The 6,194-nt window shown below is 30.0% G+C and carries 4 protein-coding genes and 1 pseudogene; 2 read left to right on the top strand and 3 right to left on the bottom strand.

Features of this window, described 5'->3' with window-relative positions; translation table 11 throughout:
- The first annotated feature begins 393 nt into the window (after window positions 1-393).
- Window positions 394-1,650: a DUF3748 domain-containing protein gene (locus B4E95_RS09780; protein ID WP_291091366.1), complete on the top strand. Its 1,257-nt coding sequence runs from the start codon at window positions 394-396 to the stop codon at window positions 1,648-1,650.
- A gap of 198 nt (window positions 1,651-1,848) precedes the next feature.
- Here B4E95_RS09780 and B4E95_RS09775 read toward each other — a convergent pair whose 3' ends face one another.
- The gene (locus B4E95_RS09775; protein ID WP_280049997.1) at window positions 1,849-3,360 is read right to left on the bottom strand and encodes a carbon-nitrogen hydrolase family protein; all 1,512 of its coding nucleotides are present in this window, start codon (window positions 3,358-3,360) and stop codon (window positions 1,849-1,851) included.
- A 104-nt stretch (window positions 3,361-3,464) separates the two neighbouring features.
- Between B4E95_RS09775 and B4E95_RS09770 the strand changes: the two genes are divergently transcribed.
- Window positions 3,465-4,493: a hypothetical protein gene (locus B4E95_RS09770; RefSeq protein WP_291091364.1), complete on the top strand. Its 1,029-nt coding sequence runs from the start codon at window positions 3,465-3,467 to the stop codon at window positions 4,491-4,493.
- A gap of 48 nt (window positions 4,494-4,541) precedes the next feature.
- On the opposite strand, the gene B4E95_RS09765 is transcribed toward B4E95_RS09770, so the two are convergent.
- The gene (locus tag B4E95_RS09765; RefSeq protein WP_291091362.1) at window positions 4,542-4,799 is read right to left on the bottom strand and encodes a hypothetical protein; all 258 of its coding nucleotides are present in this window, start codon (window positions 4,797-4,799) and stop codon (window positions 4,542-4,544) included.
- 7 nt (window positions 4,800-4,806) lie between these two features.
- A pseudogene (locus B4E95_RS09760) lies at window positions 4,807-6,194 on the bottom strand (hypothetical protein); the annotation flags it as partial.

Here is a 6,194-nt window from a genome sequence, read left to right as displayed (position 1 = left end):
AGGATATGACGTACCCACAATAGTTAAAATATTATTTTTGTGTTTTTACGAGTTACCAACACATCTTAAACACTACCGGTAAAACTATTTAATTGTTGTTATCATTTCCAGATTGTGGAACATATTGCGAATCAATTCTGGTTGTAGATTTTCCAAAATCTTCATTAAATATTACCTTTGTTGTTTAAGGTTTAACAAAACTTATACTAAGGAAAATAAAAACATTGAAAAAATTATATTTTAATTATAATTAATCTAGAAAAAAAAATAAAATACAGTTTTGTAAAAAATTTTATAAAGAATGATAAAATATTTCTAGTAATCAAATAATTACGTTTTTAGTTGATTGTTAAATGTTTATTAAGTAAATAAAATATTATTAAACAATACGATATGGTAAAGCAGTTAACTTATGATGATTTTGGACATACGCTTCATCATAATCAAATTCAATCAGTTGATGGCAATTATCTTGTTTTTGATACACGTAATGATGATACAAAAATAGGAGAGACTTCTTCTATCTGTTTACTTCACACGAGAACTTACGAATCCAAAATTATTTATACAACAAATAATCAAACAGAATTTGGTCCTGGAGTAGGTGCAGCCTCTTTTTCACAAATTGAGAATAAAGTTATTTTTATTCATGGTATTCGAAATGCGAATCAAGCAAACCCGTATTCGGCAACAAGAAGGACAGGTGTCGCAATTGATTTAGAATTTCCAAATTACCCTATTTTTATGGATGCCCGAAATATAAATTTTCCCTTTATAAATGGTGCTTTGCGTGGAGGAACACATTCGCATTCGTGGCAAAAAGAGAAGAATTGGATTAGTTTTACCTACAACGATTATGTCTTGGAACAAGAATCTAAACAAAATTCTACCATAAAAGATCAGCGAGTGGTTGGAGTGATGTTTCCAAAAAAAGTTGAGGTTGAGTTGGATGAAACATTAGAAAATAATTCTGGTGAAATGTTCTCGATTATCGTTTCGAAAATAGTGACAAATCCTAAAAATGGAAGTGATGAAGTCGAAAAAGCTTTTGATGAATGTTGGATTAACTCAACAAACAATATCGCATTTCAGGGACATGTGCGTGATGAAAAAGGGAATTTGAAAACGGAAATTTTTATTGCTGAAATTCCAAATGAAATAAGGTTTGATGAAAACGATAATTTAAAAGGAACTTTAACTACTTTGCCAGATGTACCAAGTTGTATTTCGCAGAAACGAATCACTTTTACTCAACATGGAATTAGTAATTTTAGACATTGGTTACGTTCTTCTCCTGGCGGGAAAATTATCTATTTTTTGATGGAAGATGAATTTGATAAAACGCAATTATTTGGTGTAAATTTAGTTTCGAATGAAATTATTCAATATTCTTTTTTAGAAAATTCGATTACCTCTCCATTCAATCTTTCATCAAACGGAAAATATGCTATTTATTTTGTTAACGATAAAATATATCTAAATGATTTAATCAAAAAAAAATCTAAACAAATCTATCAAGTTCATAAAATCAATAATGAATTAACAGGAATTCCGCATTTTTCTAATAATGGGAAAAAAATCTATTTTAATCAATTTGTTTCAAATAATTTCAATGAAAAGTTTATTCAAATCTTCGAATTAGAGTTATAAAACAAAACTGAAATATGTTAAAATTCTAAGTTTTCTGAAAAATATTTGTCCCAGATAAAAAATATTTCTAATTTTAGTACAGATACTTAACCGAACCTAAGGTCTATGTTTTAAAAAAAGGTAGATTGCATGTTCTTATTCGAGTCTAACCAATGGGAATAAGAACTAAAACAAAACCTCCAAATTGGAGGTTTTGTTTTATGATTTTATTAGTTTTACTTCATACAAATCCTTGCGTCTGTCTTTCATCGTTTTTACAGTTCCATACTCATGCAACTCCTTTAGAAGATAAAGATCAACATCCGAAATCAGTACCATTTCTGTATTCGGAGTTGCTTCTGCTTTGACTCCATTGTTTGGAAAAGAGAAATCCGAAGGTGTGAAAACTGCCGATTGCGAATATTGAATATCCATATTATTCACACGCGGTAAATTCCCTACTGAACCCGCAATGGCCACATAACACTCATTTTCTATCGCACGAGCTTGCGCACAACTACGTACTCGCGTATAACCATTTTGTGTATCAGTCATAAACGGAACAAATAAAATTTCCATTCCTTGATCGGCTAAAATACGGCTCAATTCAGGGAATTCGACATCATAACAAATTAGTAAACCTACTTTACCACAATCGGTATCAAAAACTTTGATTTCGTCACCACCATTCAATGCGTAATATTTGAACTCATTTGGCGTAATGTGTATTTTACTATACGAATCTAATTTCCCCGAACGATGACATAAAAATGACGTATTATATAGTTTTCCTTCCTTTAAATGCGGCATAGACCCTGATATAATATTGACATTATATGTAATTGCAAATTCTTGAATTTTCTTCACAATATCGTCCGTCATCGTTGCTAATTGATGCATCGCTTCAATCTCTTTCAAATGATTATATGGACTCATCAACGGCGAATTGAAAAATTCTGGAAACATGATAAAATCAGAGCCATAATCGCTTACCGCACTTACGAAAAACTCAATTTGATCATAAAAATCTTGTAAACCATTAAATAAACGCATTTGCCATTGCACCAAACCAAGACGAATAGTACGTTTTGTTGGTGAATTAGATTTCAATTCAGGTTCATAATAAATATTATTCCATTCTAATAAAGTGGCGTATTCTAAAGATTCTTTATCATCTTTCAGATAATTTTTCAAGATTTTTTTTACATTAAAATCATTCGAAATCTGAAAAGCTAAAGTTGAATCATAAATTTCTTTACTTTTTACTTTTTCTATATATTGTCTAGGAGATAATTCTTGCGAATATTTATGATAATTTGGAATTCGTCCACCAGCTACAATTGATTTTAGATTCATTTCTTCACAAAGCGCTTTACGTTCATCATATAAACGTCTTCCCAAGCGCAATTGACGATAATTTGGATGAACAAAAACTTCAATTCCATACATTACATCACCTTCTGGATCATGTTTTAAAAATTTACCATTAGATGTTATCGTATCATAATTCGATTCGATATTCGTTTTTTTCGAATTAACCACAATACTCAATGCCGAAGCAACAACTTTTCCATCCACTTCAACACAAAGTTGACCTTGTGGAAAAATAGCTAATAATTCTTTAATTTCGTCGACAGTCCAAGTTCCAAGCTGATTGTGATAGGCTTCTTTTGTAGATTCAGTCAAATCACTATAATCTTCAAGAGTCAAATTTCTGACCTGAATATTCATTTTAATTAAATTTAGATTATGCTTGAATTTAGCAAATATTAATCCAATAAACAATTTTAAAAAATAAATTTAGACCTATCTTCGTATAGACTAATAAGCATGAAATGAAAGATGTAAAAATAGAGTTTAGAAAGCCTATTTATCCTGTGAGTGACGAATTAAATCATTATTTAGAGAAATATCATCGCAAAACAAAAGCGAGTGTAGAATATGATGATTTGATGCGTTTTTCGGGTTGTGTAGCATTGGAAGATAAGGAAGGAAATGATACGCATTGGTTAGGTGTTTATTATACCGACTCGGAACATCAGGAAATTCAAGATAGTCTAAACAGAATTTATACTTACTTACATTCAGACGGAGATGAGGAGTCTTTGCCTTATCTTGTTGTTGATTCTATCGATTATTGTACGTTCGGAAATTCGAAACCTTTTCGTATTCGGGTTCGTAATATTTTGAATGATAATTACACCAATTTTTACATCAAAAAAGCAGATGTTTCGCGTATTTATGGTTTAGAATTAGAAGATATTTTATCTCCTCACCGAATCAATTTTTTGGTTTACAAAAATACATTGATTGAGGAGCATATTTTGGGAATTCCAGGAGATGTTTTTATCAAAAATTATTTGGATAAATGTAATGATTTAGAAAAAAATCAGATTGCAAAAGAGTTTGTAAAGTTCAATGAACGCTGTTTTATTGGTCTTTTGGGTGATATGCGATCGTATAATTATGTAGTGATTCCAATTCACGATTTTGATCAAGTTATCTATAGAATTCGACCAATAGATTTCGATCAACAATGTTATGAAGGAAATTTAAAAATTTATCGACCACAATATTTTAAAGAGAATCGAATAATGGTTGATTTAGTCAATGATCGTTTAAAACATAATTCTATCGATCAATATCGAAAAGAAGTAAAATCATTGATCACGAAAAGAATTTCAAACAGCTCAAAGCGTTTTCGTGATTTAATGAAAATCATAAAAAAAGACACGATTTCTAAACCAGAAAATGTTGCACAATTACGAAAAGGTTTCGCAAAGTTTTACAAAGACCAATCCTATGAAGATTGTAAGACTATGGGCGAAATTTTGCATAAAGCTATCATTAACAGTTTGGAATAAAAACAATAAAAGCTTCTCAAAATTGAGAAGCTTTCTTTTTTATAGAAATTAGTTTTTTAATAACTGCTTTCTGAAACGTAAAGCAACCAATCCTGCCCCTATTACCAATAATGGTAAATAATCATCGATTGGTGCTGGATCTGGACCTGGACTAGGGCCATTTGGATCATCTGTATCATCAGTATCATCAGCTTTTTGAGTAGTGTTATTACTTTCAAAAAAACGAATTCCACCTTTTTCAGTATTTGCAAAAGTCACAGTAGACATCAAACAAAATAATAAGGTTATTTTTTTTATATTTTTCATACGTTAATTATTTTAAAATTACTTTTCTAGATTCAGTTGTACCATTTGTATTCTCTACAACAACTACAACAACTTGAGGATTTACATTCAAATTGATTACATAATTTTTTATATTTATGTTTTGAATATTTTGTAATTGTCTTCCTGAAATATCAACTAATTTTATTGATTTTATTGATTCTTTAGATGAAATTGTAATCTGTTTATTTTGAGCATAAACTACCAATCCTTTTTTAGACAAATCATTTGTTGATAATGTTTTATTTTGATAATTTATAGAGAAACGATCATTAATTTCTCCTGCTTTTGTATCAAAAGAATAAGATTTTAATTCGTTTAAATTAAATACTTTATCTAATTTTTTGTCTACCAAATAGATATTTTGATTTTCGAAAACACCTTCAAACTTTTCTAAATTGATTTGGTAAGTTCCTGCTTTTTTAACATTGAAAGTTAAATCAAAAGAATCTTCGTTATTGAAATCTCCACGTCCTTGAATTACAAATAAATCATTGTTCAAAACAGAATATAATCCTTCATTATTATTGTCAAATGGTTGAGCATCAAAATTTTGATCAAATTTATTTGTCGATCCCATTCCATAACCAATTAAAGAAGTATTCAATTTAGTTTGATCTGCTGATAAACTTAACCAATATCTATCTTTTTGACCTTTGTAATAAACTGGACCATTAGCTGAGGTACGCATCGCATTATTAAGCACTAAATTACCAGCGTTTGCTACTTTTACTATAAATCCTTGTGCAATGTCAATATTAGGTGAAGTCATAGCTGGATCATTCCATCCTATTTCATTGTAAATAACCCAGTTAGAACCTTGATATGCTCCATTTACAATTGGTTTAGAATGCGTCCAAACATAAACAGAGTTTACTCCTACTGATGTATTAGCAGCAATTAAAGCATCTAAACTAAGTGGTGACGCGTAAGGATTTCCTACTGCATTATTTCCTTTAGATGTTTTAGTTACAGGAATCGTTACTTCTCCATTAAATAATTGACCACTGAATGAACTTTCAAATACCTGAGCATCGCCTTCTCCGTAGTTGTTGTAATCATTTGGCGCTCTAAATGCGATTAACTCACCTGCTTGGAAAGTATCTGTAGAGGTTACATTCGCATCCCAGTCATTTGTTGACTCTAAAAATCTTGCAAAACGATTTGTTAAAGTATTTGGAGAAATTTCGAAAATATTTTGATTAATAACTGGTGAAGACCACATTAAATTTTCTAAACGGTAAATAGGTGTTGATGATCTATCAAACATTGCAGGACCAACATTTACTGCGCTATTATTATTTTGAATCAAATAAGCACCGTGACTAAATCTAAATGTTACATCATTTTGATTAACAACTTCATTTTCTACAGTAA

It is taken from the genome of Empedobacter sp. UBA7494 (assembly GCF_002478465.1).
Lineage (GTDB): Bacteria > Bacteroidota > Bacteroidia > Flavobacteriales > Weeksellaceae > Empedobacter > Empedobacter falsenii_B.
This window is presented reverse-complemented; position numbering and strand designations above follow the sequence as displayed.

Coding starts and splice junctions, on each gene's coding strand:
- B4E95_RS09780 (WP_291091366.1), top strand. CDS start 394: ATGGTAAAGCAGTTAACTTATGATGATTTTGGACATACGCTTCATCAT.
- B4E95_RS09775 (WP_280049997.1), bottom strand. CDS start 3,360: ATGAATATTCAGGTCAGAAATTTGACTCTTGAAGATTATAGTGATTTG.
- B4E95_RS09770 (WP_291091364.1), top strand. CDS start 3,465: ATGAAAGATGTAAAAATAGAGTTTAGAAAGCCTATTTATCCTGTGAGT.
- B4E95_RS09765 (WP_291091362.1), bottom strand. CDS start 4,799: ATGAAAAATATAAAAAAAATAACCTTATTATTTTGTTTGATGTCTACT.